The 15,682-nt window shown below is 58.5% G+C and carries 12 protein-coding genes; all 12 read left to right on the forward strand.

Annotation, left to right across the window (positions count from 1 at the left end; translation table 11 throughout):
* A complete protein-coding gene (locus tag ACA069_RS14710; RefSeq protein ID WP_187679862.1) occupies window positions 1–2,310 on the forward strand; it encodes a GumC family protein in 2,310 nt (769 codons plus the stop codon).
* Window positions 2,311–2,454: 144 nt separating this feature from the next.
* Entirely contained in the window at window positions 2,455–3,846 is a 1,392-nt protein-coding gene (locus ACA069_RS14715; RefSeq protein ID WP_497613971.1) for an undecaprenyl-phosphate glucose phosphotransferase, read from the forward strand.
* 69 nt (window positions 3,847–3,915) lie between these two features.
* On the forward strand, window positions 3,916–5,256 hold the full coding sequence (locus tag ACA069_RS14720) for a UDP-glucose dehydrogenase family protein (RefSeq protein ID WP_497613973.1): 1,341 nt from the start codon (window positions 3,916–3,918) through the stop codon (window positions 5,254–5,256).
* Between the two features lie 13 nt (window positions 5,257–5,269).
* Window positions 5,270–5,974 (forward strand): WecB/TagA/CpsF family glycosyltransferase, encoded by a 705-nt coding sequence (locus tag ACA069_RS14725; RefSeq protein ID WP_187679860.1) that lies wholly within the window; start codon window positions 5,270–5,272, stop codon window positions 5,972–5,974.
* Window positions 5,975–5,976: 2 nt separating this feature from the next.
* Complete coding sequence (locus ACA069_RS14730; RefSeq protein WP_489880467.1) at window positions 5,977–7,059, forward strand: glycosyltransferase; 1,083 nt, start codon at window positions 5,977–5,979, stop codon at window positions 7,057–7,059.
* Window positions 7,056–8,168, forward strand: a complete 1,113-nt coding sequence (locus ACA069_RS14735) for a glycosyltransferase (protein WP_497613975.1) — start codon at window positions 7,056–7,058, stop codon at window positions 8,166–8,168. Before ACA069_RS14730 ends, ACA069_RS14735 begins: the two co-directional genes overlap by 4 nt.
* Window positions 8,165–9,478, forward strand: a complete 1,314-nt coding sequence (locus ACA069_RS14740; protein WP_187679857.1) for an O-antigen ligase family protein — start codon at window positions 8,165–8,167, stop codon at window positions 9,476–9,478. Before ACA069_RS14735 ends, ACA069_RS14740 begins: the two co-directional genes overlap by 4 nt.
* A gap of 17 nt (window positions 9,479–9,495) precedes the next feature.
* The gene (locus tag ACA069_RS14745) at window positions 9,496–10,449 is read left to right on the forward strand and encodes a glycosyltransferase family 2 protein (protein ID WP_187679856.1); all 954 of its coding nucleotides are present in this window, start codon (window positions 9,496–9,498) and stop codon (window positions 10,447–10,449) included.
* Window positions 10,450–10,462: 13 nt separating this feature from the next.
* A complete protein-coding gene (locus tag ACA069_RS14750) occupies window positions 10,463–11,881 on the forward strand; it encodes an oligosaccharide flippase family protein (protein ID WP_497613978.1) in 1,419 nt (472 codons plus the stop codon).
* A gap of 30 nt (window positions 11,882–11,911) precedes the next feature.
* Complete coding sequence (galE, locus tag ACA069_RS14755) at window positions 11,912–12,967, forward strand: UDP-glucose 4-epimerase GalE (protein WP_305443825.1); 1,056 nt, start codon at window positions 11,912–11,914, stop codon at window positions 12,965–12,967.
* Window positions 12,964–14,439: a family 16 glycosylhydrolase gene (locus tag ACA069_RS14760; protein WP_497613980.1), complete on the forward strand. Its 1,476-nt coding sequence runs from the start codon at window positions 12,964–12,966 to the stop codon at window positions 14,437–14,439. Before galE ends, ACA069_RS14760 begins: the two co-directional genes overlap by 4 nt.
* A 125-nt stretch (window positions 14,440–14,564) precedes the next feature.
* Entirely contained in the window at window positions 14,565–15,677 is a 1,113-nt protein-coding gene (locus ACA069_RS14765) for an acyltransferase family protein (protein WP_489880461.1), read from the forward strand.
* Window positions 15,678–15,682: the final 5 nt, after the last annotated feature.

Genomic DNA, 15,682 nt, shown 5'->3' on the forward strand with positions numbered 1-15,682 from the left:
ATGGACAACAGCCCTAGCACCTACGTCGAACGTCCTCTTCAAGCGCATCTGCATCAGCAGTACAGCGAAGACAAGGACACCATTGATCTTTTAAAGCTCTGGAGGGTGATCTGGCGTGCCAAATGGAGCATCGGATGGCTGGTTCTGGTGAGCGGTCTGCTGGCGGCCGTGGTGGTCTCGACCATCACCCCGCAATACATCGGCAGTACCACGTTGCTGTTCAACGATAAAACGCCTCCGCTGATGTCTTTCCAGCAAGTCAAGGATTCAGGCGGCAACGCCACGGATTACTTGCAGACCCAGCAAGCGCTCCTGCAATCGCGGGATCTTGCCGAACGCGCGGTGAAAAAACTCGGCCTGACGACTCACCCGGTCACCGACCCGCGGCAGCAACCGAAGCCCTGGTTCACACCGCGCCAATGGCTGACCAATCTTGACCTCGAGCAGTGGGTTCCGGGGCTGGGCATGTTGATGCCGCTCAAAGATGTGCTCACCGAAGAAGACGTCTTCAATCAGGTCACGCAGAACCTCATGCTGCACACCAGCGTCAAGTTCGTCGGCAAGAGCCAATTGCTCGAAATCGAGGTCGAGCTGCCCGACCCTGATCTGGCGGCAGCAGCAGCCAATGCACTGGCCCAGGGTTTTACCGACAGCCAGCTCGACACCAGCGAGAAGTCGTCGCAAACCACCACGGCGTGGATGAACACAAGGCTGGTCAAGCTGCGTGACAACTTGCGTGCGGCCGAGAAAAAGCTTCAGGGCTACCGCGAAGAGCAAGGTCTGGTCGACGTTGGTGGGGTTGCCACTATCAGCGCCAACGAACTGGAAATGACCGGTAATCGCATGGTTGACGCCCGTCGTAATCGCGCTGAAGCCGAGAGCGAGTACCGCCAGGCGAAGTCTCTGAGCAATGGCGATCTAAGTCGGCTCTCCAGCGTGCCTGCCGTCTTGAGCAACCCGTTGGTGCAGAAATTTCAGGCGGACCGCGCCTTGGCCCAGGCCAAGGTTGATGAACTGGCGGGACGCTATGGTCCAAAACACCCGAGCCTGGTATCAGCGCAGTCCGAATTGCGCACCGCCACCACCAGCCTGCAATTGCAGGTCCAGCAAGTGGTGGCCGGTATTGAACGGCAATACCAGCTCGCGACGGCCAGTGAAGCCTCGCTGCGCCAATCCTTCAACAGCAACAAGGCGCAAATCCAGGACATCGCTCGCAAAGAGTTCCAGTTACGCGAGTTCCAGCGTGAGGTCGACAGCTCCCGCGCGCTCTATGAAACCTTCGTCACCCGTTTGAAAGAGACCACGGCCACCGCCGACATGGACTCGACCAAAGTGCGCATCGTTGACCCGGCCATTGTTCCAGTTGAAGCGAGCAAGCCCCGTAAAACTTTGATTGTCGGGATCGTCGGGTTGATCGCTGCGGTGATCGGCGTTGCTTTGGCGCTGCTCTTCGAGAGCCTGAGCAATACCTTCAAAACCGACGAATCGATCGAAAGCGCACTTAACATTCCGCTGCTCAGCGTCGTGCCGTTGGTAACGAAGAAAACTCGCCGGCAACTGGCGCGCTTGTTCGAAGACAACGACAACCCGCGTTTTTCCGAGACCATTCGCAATCTGCGCACCTGGCTGATGTTGCAAAGCAGCGAAATGCCCTCGCAGGTGGTACTGGTGACGTCGACCGTTGCCGGTGAGGGTAAAAGCACCATTGCCAACAACCTGGCCAGTTCACTGAGTTCGCTGGAGCGGGTGCTGTTGATCGATGCTGACATGCGTCAGCCAACCCTGGCGCTGAACTTCGACTTCCCACCGGACAGTCCGGGACTGGCGAACGTCATTGCAGGCACCGCCAGGCTCGAAGACTGCATCGTTTCGGTGGGCAACCTGGACATGCTGCCGGCCGGGAAGGTTCTGCCGCCTTCGCTGGATATGTTCGCCGCGCCGCGCCTGCCTTCCCCTGCCACTTCGCCGAACGCGTTGCAGCCGCCACCACAGGATTTGCTCAGCTCGCCGCGCATGGCGCGCATGCTTGAGGTACTCAGATCGCGTTACCGCCACATCATCATCGACTCACCCCCTGCGGAGATGATCAGCGACGCGTTGTTGCTGGCCAAGCACTCGGATGCGGTGATCTATGTAGTCAAGGCCGACAGCACGCCCATCAGCCAAGTGCAAAGGGGCCTTGCCATGTTGCAACAGAGCCATGTGCCGGTATTTGGCACCGTGCTCAATCAGGTGGACCTGCGCAAGGCGCGCAAGTACGGCCACCACCACTCCCGGGCGTTCTATAACTACGACTTCGCGCCCAGGTAACGTCGGGCGAACAAGCCTGCCGTTGCCCCCGTTCTGCCATCACACAACCGCTTCACCTCTGCCGAACTACGGAACAGCCTTCAGGAGACACCTCGTGTCTGCCTGATTAGCGCTGATGGATGACTGTTGCCTGAGGTTAAGCCGATGACACCGCTCTATACCGCTCATATGACGCAACGCCGTGGCCTGACATTCTGGGGCCAGTGGCTGTGTGCGCTGTCGCTGGTGACTTCGCTGCTGATGCTGCTCGTGTATTGGCGCGTCGGCAGTCTGACCAGCGAATACCGCATCCTGATCATTCTGACGGTGCTCGGTTCAGTGCCGATTTACAGTCTGATGAAGGTCTACCACAAACGCCATGGCCTGCTGGTCGGGCTCGGCAGATTGCTCGCCGGCTGGTTGATCCTGCTGGCCGTGCTCGCGGCGATTGCCTTCATCACACAGACCAGTGCGACGTTTTCGCGCCAGGTGATCATTGTCTGGGCGGTGCTGGGTTTCGTGGTGCAGGCGGCGAGTTTTCTGCCCCTTCATTATTTGGCCCGACTGCACTCGCGCAAGGTCTGTAACGAGCGTCGTTCAGTGATCATCGGCACCTGCCCGACGGCCCATGAGTTGGCGAAAAAACTCTCCAGGCCGAATCGCGCGCTGGTACTGGGTTTCATCGCCGCCGCCGATAACAGCGGCCCGGCCCCGAGCATTCTGCCGCTGCTCGGTCACGTTGACGCGATCCGCGAAATCATCACGCGCCTGGAAGTGCGTCGCGTCTACGTCGTGCTGACCATGGCGCATGCCGCCACCATCGAAGCGCTCTACATCGACCTGCTGGACATGAATGTCGACGTGGTGTGGATCCCGGATTTCGGCAGCATGGTGTTGCTCAACCATTCGATCTCGGAAATCGAGCGGATGCCGGCCATCTACCTCAATGAAAGCCTGATCAGCTCGCATCCGGCCAGCCTGTTTTGCAAAGACTTGTTCGAGCGCAGCCTGGCCACCGTGGCGATTATTCTGCTCAGCCCCTTGCTGTTGGTGGTCGCGGCAGCGGTCAAGCTGACCTCCGCAGGCCCGGTGCTGTTCAAGCAGAACCGCCACGGTTGCAACGGTGAAGTGATCAAGGTCTGGAAGTTTCGCTCGATGCGCGTCCACGACGACCACGAGGTGCGCCAAGCCACCCGTGACGATGACCGCATCACCCCGATCGGACGCTTGCTGCGCCGCAGCTCCATCGACGAATTGCCCCAGCTGTTCAATGTCCTGTCCGGGCAGATGGCCCTGGTCGGCCCGCGCCCGCATGCCGTCACTCACAACATTTACTACACCGGCAAAGTCCGCGCCTACATGGCCCGCCATCGTCTCAAGCCGGGCATCACCGGGTTGGCCCAGATCACCGGGCATCGCGGCGAAACCGAGACGGTGGAAAAGATGCAGCTGCGCGTCGCCCAAGACCTCAACTACATCAACCAATGGTCGCTGTGGCTCGACATAAAAATCCTCATCAAGACGCCCTTCACGCTGTTTTCGAAAAACATCTACTGACCCCTGCCCCAGCTCTACAGCCCCCCCTGCCCTGCGTTGACAACCGTCACGACGACCTGAGGTTTGACCATGAATGTGAGCGTATTCGGTATTGGTTACGTGGGCCTTGTTCAAGGCGCCGCACTGGCCGAGGTTGGGCATAACGTGCTCTGCGTCGATGTCGACGTTGCCAGGGTCGAGGCGCTGAAGGAAGGCGCACTGCCCATCTACGAGCCGGGTCTGAAAAACCTTGTGCGGGACAATTATCAAAGTGGCCGGCTGCGCTTCGGCACTGATCTGGCCGAGGCCGTTCACCATGGCGATGTGCTGTTGATTGCCGTCGGCACACCGCCAGACGAAGACGGTTCGGCAGACCTCAAATACGTGTTGAGCGTGGCGCAAACCATCGCGTTGAACATGGATCGGCACCACATCATCGTCAACAAATCCACGGTGCCGGTCGGCACTGGGGACCTGGTGCGTGAGCGTGTCGAGCAGGTACTGGCCGACAACAATCGCAACGACCTGACGTTCGACGTGGTCTCCAATCCGGAATTTCTCAAGGAAGGCTGCGCGGTCGAAGACTGCATGCGGCCCGACCGGATCATCATCGGCACCGACAGCCCGCGTGCCGAAGAGGTCATGCGCGAGCTGTATGAACCGTTCAATCGCAGCCGCGAAAAAATCATTGTGATGGACGTTCGCAGCGCTGAACTGACCAAGTACGCCGCCAACTGCATGCTGGCGACCAAGATCAGCTTCATGAACGAAATGGCCTGCCTCGCCGAAAAACTCGGTGCCGACATCGAGAATGTCCGCCACGGCATCGGCTCCGACCCACGCATCGGTTATCAATTTATCTACCCCGGCCTCGGCTACGGCGGCTCGTGCTTTCCCAAAGACGTGAAAGCGCTGATACATGCCGCCACCAGCGTCGACATTGATGCTCGGGTACTCAAGGCCGTCGAGGCGCGCAACCAGGAACAGAAAACCAGTCTGTACAGCAAAGTGTTCAATCACTTCGACGGTCACCTTCGCGGCAAGACCTTTGCCCTCTGGGGGCTGAGTTTCAAACCCAACACCGACGACATGCGCGAAGCCCCCAGCCGCGTATTGATGGAGGCCTTGTGGCAGGCCGGCGCCAACGTTCAGGCGTTTGATCCCAAAGCCATGGAAGAAGCCCAGCGCATTTATGGCTCGCGCGATGACCTGACGTTGGCAGGCACCAAGGAAGCGGCACTGAAAAATGCCGACGCGCTGATCATCGTCACCGAGTGGCAATCGTTTCGGGCACCGGACTTCGACCTGCTCAGTCAGCAGCTCAAACAGCCGTTGATCTTCGACGGACGCAATCTGTTCGATCCACAGCGTTTGAGCAAACGCGGCTTCACCTACGTTTCCGTGGGGCGGCAGACCCCCTCAGTCATCTGAAAGGAGCCGCGCCATGTTCAAGCTGGAATTAGTCGGGCAGTACTCACCGAAATTACTGGAGGCCAACCAGGCCTACTCCTTCATCAACTTCGCCTCCATCGGCAGCGTGTTCGGGCAGACCCCAAGCACCATCAACTATTTTTGCGACGGCATGCTGATGTCGACCTTCATGTCTCGCGTGACCGGCAAGACGATCGGCCGGGTCAGCTTTGACTTCACCTCGATTGCCGATCTTGTACTCGGCAGCGCTGAGCAACTGGGCAAGCGCGTGTATTTCGTCGGCGCTCGGCAAGTTGAACTGGATCTGTTCATCAGCAAGATCAAGAGCCTCTACCCGCAACTGGCCATCGCCGGTTACCACAACGGCTACTTTGATACCTCGCAGGCCGAGGCCATTCAGGCCGACATTTGCCACAGCGAAGCGGACATCCTGATCGTTGGCCTGGGCGCGGGACTGCAAGAACAGTTCGAACAGGATGCGTTGCGCGCAGGCTTTCGCGGTGTCGCCTTCACCTGCGGCGGGTTCATTCGCCAGGAAGCCCTGGCCACGCGGCAGTACTACCCGGCGATGATCAATCGCCTGCACCTGCGCGCGTTTTATCGAATGTATCGCGAGCCTCATACGATCAAACGCTACCTCATCGATTACCCCAGCAACTTTGTGCACCTGTTGACGATGCTCGCTCGGCACAAAGTCGCCATCAGCGTTGGGGAATGACTATGCACATCCTGTTCATTCTCAAAGATTTCAAGACCGGCGGCGGCGTCGAGCGGGTACAGCAACGGTTATCCGAGCAATTTCACAAGGATGGAAAGCGGGTGAGCTTTTTCGTCATGAACGGTGAAACGCCGGACACTGACGGCGATCAACGCCACAACAGCGGCGGTGGCAACGGCATCGTCGGGTTGCTCAAATCAATCGTCCTGTTGCGTCGGCTCATTCGTCGCGAGGGCGTCACTCACCTGATTTCCGCCAAGGAACAGGCCAACGTCTGCACCTGGTTCGCCACCTTGGGCAGTGCCTGCAAAGTCATCTATAGCCGGCACGTCACGCTCGATTGCACTGAGCAGAAAACCAGCCCTTCAAGCCTGCGCCTGCTCTATGCCTTGTACTTGTGTGGCAGCGGAAAAGTGGTGACGGTCTCCACGGCATTGCGCCAGTCTCTGGCCGACTTACTGCCATGGGGTCAGCAGCGTGTTTGCTATTGCCCCAACGCGGTCATCACCGAGCAACTGTTTCAAGCCTCACGCGCGCCGCTGCCCGCCGGGTTACCCGACGACTACTGGTTGGGTCTGGGCCGGTTGACGGAACAGAAAGGTTTTCACCTGCTGCTCGATGCCTACGCCATGGCGCTGCACCGCCAGGCACTGCCCGATCTGGTGATCGCTGGCGACGGGCCGTTGCGCGGCGCGCTGATCGCTCAGGCGCAGCGGCTGGGCATCGCCCACCGGGTGCACTTTACCGGTTTCCTGAGCAACCCCTATTCACTGCTCAGACAAGCACGCCTGTTCATTCTGAGTTCCCTTCACGAAGGCATGCCGACCGTATTGATCGAGGCGTTGGCGCTGGGGACTCCCGTGCTGGCATGCGACTGCGAGACGGGGCCCAGAGAACTGCTGGACAACGGCCAGCTCGGCCAACTGGTCAAGGTCAACGACATCCCGGCATTGGCCAATGGAATGCTGCGAAGCCTGACATCAACGGATCACGTGGCTCCCAGCGAAAAAATGGTCACTGACGCCCTCCGCCAGTACACCAGCCAGCACGCGGCGCAGGCGTATTACCAGGTGTGGAACCAATGAAAAAATTGCTGATTATCCTGCATGACCTCAGCGCGGGCGGGGCTGAAAAAATGATGACGCGCCTGGCCGGAGCATTGGTCGACGCCGGCAATGACGTGACGCTGTTGATGCTCACCGGCGGCGGCATCAATGCAGCGCACCTCGACCCACGCGTCAAAAAGGTTGAACTGCGCAGTCCGCGCAGCTCTCGTGCGGTGCCGGCGCTTGCGCGATTTCTGCGTGCCAATCGCTTTGACGCGCAACTGGCGGCGCTCACGCACGTCAACGTCGTGGCGATCGCCGCTGCCATGCTGTCCGGCACGCTGGCGCGGCTGCACGTCAGCGAGCGCAATGCCTTTTCCCATGACAAACACGTTAACCCCGACTTCATGGTGCGGGCCGCCTATATGGTGGCTCCCCTGCTCTATCGGCTTATTCCCAACCCGGTGATTTGCGTGTCGCGCGGTGTCGCCCAGGATCTGGTCGATACCACCATCGCGCGCCGCCAGGACGTGACCATTGCCGACAACCCGGTGCTCGACAACAACTTTCGCGAGAAGCCACCGGGCCTGCCAAGTCACCGCTGGCTGCGGGAAAAGTCTGGCGCGGTGATTGTCGCCGTGGGTCGCCTGGCGTCGCAAAAAGGTTTCGACACCTTGATAAAAGCGTTCGCCGCGTTGCCGGATACCGACGTACGCCTGATCATTTTTGGTGAAGGCGCACTCAGACTTCGACTGCTTGAACTCGCACGCACATTGGGCGTCGCCGATCGCGTCGACCTGCCGGGTTACACCAGTGATCCCTTGGCAGAAGTGGCGGCGGCCGATTGCTTTGTGCTGTCGTCGCGCTTCGAGGGCAGTCCCAATGCGCTGGTAGAAGCCTTGTCCACGGGCACGCCGGTGGTGGCGACCCGCTGCCCCCATGGCCCCCAGGATATTTTGATCGGCGGCCTGGTGGCACCGCTCGTCGCTGTCGACGACCCGCTCGAGCTGGCGCAGGCGATTGCCCTGCAACTCGCCACACCGCGGGATCTACAGCGCCATTCGCGCCTTGAAGCAGCCGCCCGTTTCATGAATGCCAGCGCGGTGCAGACTTACCTCGACGCGTTGCTCGGGAGCCCAACATCATGAGCACACTGGCGATCAGATACTCGACGTTACGCGACGGCTTCACCCTGTTCGGCGTGCTGTTTTACATCCAGGTGATCACGTTTGTCCTTGGGCTGGGCGGCGCGTTCAGTTTCGGTGACGTCGATAAAGACCTCGAAGGCAGCGTCGCCAACCAGGTCTGCGGCCTCATCACGCTGCTGGTGCCGTTGTTCTTCTTCATCCGCAACAAGGTCTTCCTCAGCAAAACCTTTTACCGCAGTAACTTCTTTCTGCTGGTGTTCATGGCTTGTGTGATCGCCTCGATTGGCTGGTCCTACGACCCGATGCTGACGTTCAAGCGGGTTATCGCGATGCTCAGCGTGGTCTTTTTTGCCGGTTTCATTGCCTATAACTACCCCCTCGAAAAAATCACCTACATGCTCGGTTGTGCCATCGGTGTGGCGGCGTTGGTCGGCTTGATACTCGCAGTGGTCAGGCCTGACCTCGCGTTCTTGTCCGGTGGTATTCGCGACGGCGCCTTCAAGGGGATTTTTGCCGAAAAAAATGCCGGTGCACGGCTCAACGCGATCGCCATCCTGCTGTTGCTGCCGATGATCCGCCAGGGCAACCGTTGGGCCCTCTTCTGCTCGTTTTCTTCGCTGATCGCCATCCTGCTCGCCCAATCGGCGACCGGCGTGGCACTGATAGTGTCTGGCACGGTGAGCTACTGGTACTTCCTCACTCTGATTCGCTTGCGTATCAATCGCTCACAGTGGCTGTTCTTCGGTTGCACGCTGGTGTTTCTGCTGGTTTGCCTGTTGCTGTACAACCACCTTGCGTGGCTGCTGGAAATCGCCGGTCGCGATCCTTCTCTCACTGATCGCACGTTGATTTGGGAGCTGCTGGCGCCATTTATCGACCAGCAGTGGCTCAAGGGGTACGGCTTCGGCGCCTTCTGGGCCAGCCCCGACGCGGATGCGTTCATCACTCGCTGGGGCTACATCGGCAACGCCCACAGCGGCTACATGGAGACGCTGCTCAACGGTGGCTTTATCCAGTTGACTGCGCTGGTGCTGCTGCTGGGCGAAGCGTTGTTCAAACAATACCGCGCTGTGACGGCGAACCAGTCCGCACAGTTTCGTGCCAGCGCTTTGGTGATCATCGGCTTGTTCGCCGTCACCAATTATGTGGCGTACGTGATCCCCAACTACCGCTCCGCCGAGTTTTTGGTGTTCTGCACCCTGGCGCTGTCCTTCCGACATCACTGCGCGATATTTCCCGAGTTATCACCGGCCACCCTGCGTCAGCGTCCGTCTGGCAGGGCATTACCGCGTGATTCAGCCAAGGCGTAACAGAAGGAGAAACACCCGTGATAAACCAAGCCTCCCCTTCACCGCATACCGTGTGCGTCGTGATCCCGATGTACAACGGCGCCGACAGCATTGAGCAAACGCTGGTATCCCTGGCCGAGCAAACCCGACTGCCCGATCACGTCATCGTTATTGACGATGGTTCCACCGATGACGGACCACAACGGGTCAAAGACTTCGCGGCGCCGTTTCGCCTGACGCTGTTGCAGCAAGCCAACGAAGGTCAGGCCAGCGCCCGCAACCATGGAATTCGGCACTCTCAAGAGACGTTTGTGGCGATGCTCGATGCCGATGACCAATGGCGCCCGCAAAAGCTGGAGCTGCAACTGGCGCTGTATGACGAGCTCAGTCTTCAGGGACGGCCGGTGGGGCTGATCGACTGCTATTGCCAGGTCAACTACAGCGACGGCAGGCGGCAACTGGACAACATCCGCAAGAGCGGCATGCATTTCTACGATTTCATCCACGCCAACGTCCTCAATGGCGTATCCGCCGCGCTGGTCAAGCGCGACGTGATGATGCAACTCGGCTGCTTCGATGCCGGCCTGCGTTATTGCGAGGATCGCTTCATGTGGACCCGAATCGCTGAACACTGGGAGATCCACACGGTGCCGCAGGTGTTGCTGGAGCGCACGATCAACAGCGGCAACATGACCGCGCAACCGAAAAAGCACTACCAGAACAAGATCAAGTTCGTCGAAGTCTATCTCGCCCGCTATGGCGCGCAGCTCAGCAAGCAGCAACAGATCGATTTCGTGCTGGCCAACCACACCGACTTTCTCAATACCTTTTCCCGAGGCGGCTGGCATGGCGAGGTGATCGATGTGTACCAGCGAATGCTCAAGCATTCCTGGCAAACGCTGTTCTTCGACCACGGCAAACCAACCCTGCGTTACCTCTATGCCCGCGCCAGATCCTTGCGCAAGCCAACGGTGTCAACCACCGCTCATTGAACCGGTATCCGCCATGGCCAATCGACGCCTCATTTCCCTGGGCTGGATCTTCACCGAAAAATTCGGCCTGATTTTCCTGTCGATGATTACCTTTGTCGTGTATGCCAGGCTGCTGTCGCCCGCCGAACTGGGGGTCGGCACGATCATCATTGCCATCGTCGAGTTGGTCGGTCTCATCTACTCCTCGGTGCTGGAAGATCCGCTGGTACGGCTTGAACGACTGGAAGATAAACACATCTCTACCGCGTTCTGGGCCTCGGTACTGGTCAGCCTGGTCTCCATCGTCGTCATCTCGGGCGCGGTGATGCTGTATACGCCCGACCCGATGCTGCAAGCGATGACGGCGGTGGCCTCGGTGAAAATCCTCTTCACCATGATGGCGCGTGTCTATGTGGCGCAAATGCGCCGCAGCGGCAACTTCAAGACGCTGGCGTCGCGCACGTTACTGGGCAAAGTGTTTGGTGGCGTCGGCGGCATCGCTGTCGCGCTTTGGGGATGGGGGGCCTGGGCGGTCATTGCCCAGGTGCTGATCATGGAGTTCGTGTCGATCATCGTATTGATGCGCTCGGACCCGCGGCGCATTGCCTTTTACATCGACGGTCCGTTCTTGCGGGAGCTGTTGAAGGCCGGCACACCGGTTGCCATCAACGCGCTGAGTACACAAACACTTCAGCGCGGGGTCAACGTGGTGCTGGGGATGACGGCCGGCGCGAACGCGGTCGGCATGTTCAACATGGCAATGCGCATCATCGATCTGCCACGCACGGCGATTTATAACGGCCTGCTGAGCTATGCGCTGCCGGTGTTCGCCCGGCGCAGCGCAGAGCCATCGCGACTGCTCGGGATCATTGGCGACTCCACTGCCGTCAGCGGCTTTCTGTTGACGCCCCTGTTCATCGGAATCGCGCTCACGGCCAACGACCTCATCCTGTTGATATTCGGCGCCAAATGGGCCGATGCCATTCCCTTGCTGCAAGTACTGGCCTGCACGGCGGCAATTGGCAACACCGCCATGTACGCCACCACCGCACTGGTTGCGGTCAATCGCAGCCACCTGACGATCAAGGCTGAAGTGGTCACCACCGTGCTGGCGCTGGCGCTGGTCTACGGGTTCGGCAGCGTGTACGGCGGCATGGCCGCGGCCCTCGCGTTGCTGGCCAGGATGCTGTTGATCACACCGCTGCAAATCCGTGGACTCAACGAGGCCATTGGTTACGGCTGGGGTCGGTTCTTCGACTCCAATTACCGCAGCGTGATCGCCTCACTCGTCATGGCCACGACCGTCGTGTACGTGTCACCGCTGCAAGGTTTTCAAGGTTACCTGCACCTGATCTGCAACATCGTGGTTGGCGCGCTGAGCTATGCCGTGGCGTATAGCGTCATGCACCCGCGCTGGCCGCAAGAATTCAAATCGGTTTTCACCTCCCGCTGAATTCAGTCCCTTAGACAGGAAGAGCTCACCATGCGCAAAACCACGTTGATTACTGGCGGGGCCGGTTACATCGGCTCGCATACCGCTTTGGCGCTCATCAATGCCGGACACCATGTGTTGGTGCTCGACAACCTGAGTAACAGCTGTCGAGAGTGCATCGCGCGCCTGGAGCAATTGACCCTGAGCCGGGTCGATTTCATCCATGGCGACATCCGTGATTCGGCCGTGCTGGACGACATTTTCAGCCGCTATGACATCGATGCCGTGGTGCATTTTGCCAGCCTCAAATCCGTTGCAGAAAGCGTGCGCAAACCGCTGGATTACTACGCCAACAATGTCGCCGGCACGCTTGACCTGTGCCGGGCAATGGCTCGCCATAACGTCTTCCGACTGGTGTTCAGCTCATCGGCCACAGTCTACGGCGAGCCCACGCGCACACCGATCGCCGAAGATTTCGGCACCGGCAAACCGGTCAATCCCTATGGCCGCACCAAGCTCATGATCGAAGAGTTGCTGACCGATCTTTGCCATTCCGATCCACGCTGGAGCATCGCGTTGTTGCGCTACTTCAACCCGATTGGCGCTCACGAAAGCGGGATGATCGGCGAAGACCCCCGAGGCCGCCCCAACAATCTGTTGCCGTGTCTGACGCAGGTCGCGATTGGCCGGATTCCCGAACTCACGGTGTACGGCAACGACTATCCCACCGTGGACGGCACCTGCGTGCGCGACTACATCCACGTGGTCGACCTTGCCATCGGCCACCTCAAAGCGCTTCAAGTGTTGCAGTACAACAACGGCATCAATGTCTGGAACCTCGGCACAGGCATCGGCTACAGCGTGCTGCAAATCATCCAGAGTTTCGAAGACATCACCGGCATTACCATTCCGTACCGGTTTGTACCGCGACGCGAAGGTGACATCGCCAAATGCTGGGCCGACCCCGGCAAGGCCGGACGGGAGTTGGGCTGGACCGCGCAACGCGATCTGCAACAGATGATTGTCGATACCTGGCGCTGGCAGTCGTGTAATCCGCAGGGATATCAGTCGTCATTCGAAATTCCAGCGCTGGTTGCCGTTAAATGACGTTCAAAGGATTGCTGCCGTTGCTGCTGCTGTCGGTTTCGATGGTTTGCAACGCAGCATCAGCGCCTCCCGGTGCCCCCGCCACCGGGCTGGTGCTGTGGCTGGACGCGGACGATGCGTCAACAATGACCCTGGATGCGCAGAACCGGGTCCAGCGCTGGAATGACAAATCCGGCAAGTCCAATCACGCGACAGTCGACAATGCTGCCTCGCCGCCACAGCGGATGGCAAACGCCCTGAATGGCCATTCCGTCGTGCGTTTCAGTGGCGCGTCGGCGTTTCTGGGCAAAGCCCTGCGCAGCGCCAAAGGCCCGGTGACGGTATTGATCGTGTCTCGCCGATTGCCCGAACAAGCCGAGGTTGATCCCTGGCAACGCTTGTTCAGCTCAGGCCCGCAAACCGCCCAAAACGATAACGTGTTGCCGAATTTCGCCATCAGCCTGCAACAGACCACGGCGTATGCGCCGACCGTTTCCGTCCTGGAGCTTTACGATGTGCCGATCGGTCCGTATGCAATCGGGCGCAGTGCCGTGGGTGAGTCCGATAACTTTCGCGGCGACATCGCCGAAGTGATGGTGTACGACCGTGCGTTTGCCTCACTCGCAGAACGCCAGCGTGCCTTTAAGTACCTGGCGGAAAAATGGTCCGTTGCCATTCCCAAACAAGCCGATACCTGGACCCGGGTCGGACCACTCGGCGCACTACCGACCCGAACCCGCGCCAATCTGCCGTTGTCCGACCAGGCCAATGCCGGTCAGTGGACGCTCAACAGGAAGCTGTCCGACGACTTCAACGGCAGCACCCTCGACCGCACACGCTGGCACGTCAACAACGCCATCGGGAACGAGTCGCTCGGACGCAAACCGGCGCTTTACACGCCGAACAATGCCTCCGTCAGCAATGGCAATCTGAACATTGTTTTCCGCAAGGAAACCTTGCCGCAGAAGTACGTCAAACTCGGCTTCAAGGACTACACCTCAGCGATGGTGCGGACAATTGAACGCGGTTTTTACGGGTACTACGAAGCCCGTGCCAAACCCATGAACTCCGCAGGCTCCAGCGCATTCTGGCTCGCCTGGACAGGCATGCTCGACAACGCCACCGAGATCGACATCTTTGAAATCGCCGGCAAGACCAAAGACGCGGCCCTGGACCGCTCGTATCACATGAATGCCCACCTCTGGGCGACGCCACAAAGCACTGAACATATCGACAATGGCAGCATTTGGGTCAGTCCGTGGCGCCTGGCGGATGCGTTCCATATCTACGGCTTCGACTGGCAGCCCGACACCCTGCGTTGGTACGTCGATGGCGTGCTGGTCAGGGAGTCGAAGAACAACTACTTCTTCTTCCCGATGGAGGTGAACTTTGACAGTGAGGCCATGTGGAAATGGTTCGGGGTGGTCGACGATGCTGACCTGCCCTCCACCTTCGAAGTCGACTACTTCTACATGTGGCAACGCAGTCCATAACCGCCTCACGGAGCCTGGATAGTCCATGAGCAGCCCTTGCTGTAACAGCTTTCGCCTTGGGTCGAATTTCACTCGCCAGAGTCGTCAGTTTTCAATCAGCGCTAACAAGTCTGGAGCGCCTATACATGAACGACCGACGATTGAAGGAATTGGATTTGCTGCGATTCCTTGCTGCGATCGCCGTAGTGTTTTTTCACTATGCTTTTCGCGGCTATGCAAAGGGCGACATGTCTGTAATGCCTTACCCGTTATTGGCTGAGCCCGCCAAGTACGGTTATTTGGGCGTCGAACTTTTTTTCATGATCAGCGGATTCGTCATTCTGATGACCGCGTCGAGCAATAACCTCAAAGTTTTTTTCATCTCCCGCGTCGTTCGGCTCTGCCCGGCGTTCTGGGTGTGCTGCACCCTGACTTTTCTTTTTATCCTCGCCATCGGCCAGCCACGATTTACGGCCACTCTTTATCAATACCTTATCAACATGACATTGCTTGGCGACTTGATGGGTGTCGAGCAAATAGACGGCGTTTACTGGTCGCTGTTTGTGGAAATCAAGTTCTACCTGATGATCTCCATACTGTTGGGCTTCAAGAAAATAGAGAAAATCGAACCCTGCCTCGTGCTTTGGCTACTGGTCTCTGCTACAGCAGAAATACTCGTATTTGAAAAACTGCGTTCGATCTTGATCACCGACTACGCGGCGTATTTCATCGCAGGTGCCACGTTCTACCTCATATGGGCGAAAGGATTCACAATTGCCCGGATTCTCCTCTTGCTGGGGGCATTGGCATTGGCCTGTTTCACCGCCATAGCATGGGCCGAATCGATCGAAAGCAAGTATTCGACCGAATACGACCCTCTGATTATCTGCGGCGTGATTTTCCTGTTTTTCATGACGTTTCTTTTGATTGTGACCAACAAAACAGCGGCCATAGGCAGGTTGAACTGGACCGCATTAGGGGCACTGACTTACCCGCTTTACCTATTACATCAAATGATCGGGTTCATGATTTTCAACATTGCTTATCCGGCTGTGAATCCGCATCTGCTGCTGTGGGGAACCCTCATCCTGATGATTGGTGCGTCGTGGCTCATCCACAAAAAAGTAGAAACGCCGATTGCCAGATTCATGAAAAGATTCCTTTCCTTCTCCCTCAATCGTGTCAGAGCTGATAAGCCAGCCAGTGAAGAACCTGCGCGACTGACCGAACCTTTACCCCGAAAACACCGTCCGAGCTAAGGCAT

This window comes from Pseudomonas sp. LBUM1652 (genome assembly GCF_059716105.1).

Excerpts from the sequence above, each read along its gene's own strand:
- ACA069_RS14710 (WP_187679862.1), top strand. The coding sequence starts at position 1 with ATGGACAACAGCCCTAGCACCTACGTCGAACGTCCTCTTCAAGCGCAT.
- ACA069_RS14715 (WP_497613971.1), top strand. The coding sequence starts at position 2,455 with ATGACACCGCTCTATACCGCTCATATGACGCAACGCCGTGGCCTGACA.
- ACA069_RS14720 (WP_497613973.1), top strand. The coding sequence starts at position 3,916 with ATGAATGTGAGCGTATTCGGTATTGGTTACGTGGGCCTTGTTCAAGGC.
- ACA069_RS14725 (WP_187679860.1), top strand. The coding sequence starts at position 5,270 with ATGTTCAAGCTGGAATTAGTCGGGCAGTACTCACCGAAATTACTGGAG.
- ACA069_RS14730 (WP_489880467.1), top strand. The coding sequence starts at position 5,977 with ATGCACATCCTGTTCATTCTCAAAGATTTCAAGACCGGCGGCGGCGTC.
- ACA069_RS14735 (WP_497613975.1), top strand. The coding sequence starts at position 7,056 with ATGAAAAAATTGCTGATTATCCTGCATGACCTCAGCGCGGGCGGGGCT.
- ACA069_RS14740 (WP_187679857.1), top strand. The coding sequence starts at position 8,165 with ATGAGCACACTGGCGATCAGATACTCGACGTTACGCGACGGCTTCACC.
- ACA069_RS14750 (WP_497613978.1), top strand. The coding sequence starts at position 10,463 with ATGGCCAATCGACGCCTCATTTCCCTGGGCTGGATCTTCACCGAAAAA.
- galE (WP_305443825.1), top strand. The coding sequence starts at position 11,912 with ATGCGCAAAACCACGTTGATTACTGGCGGGGCCGGTTACATCGGCTCG.
- ACA069_RS14760 (WP_497613980.1), top strand. The coding sequence starts at position 12,964 with ATGACGTTCAAAGGATTGCTGCCGTTGCTGCTGCTGTCGGTTTCGATG.
- ACA069_RS14765 (WP_489880461.1), top strand. The coding sequence starts at position 14,565 with ATGAACGACCGACGATTGAAGGAATTGGATTTGCTGCGATTCCTTGCT.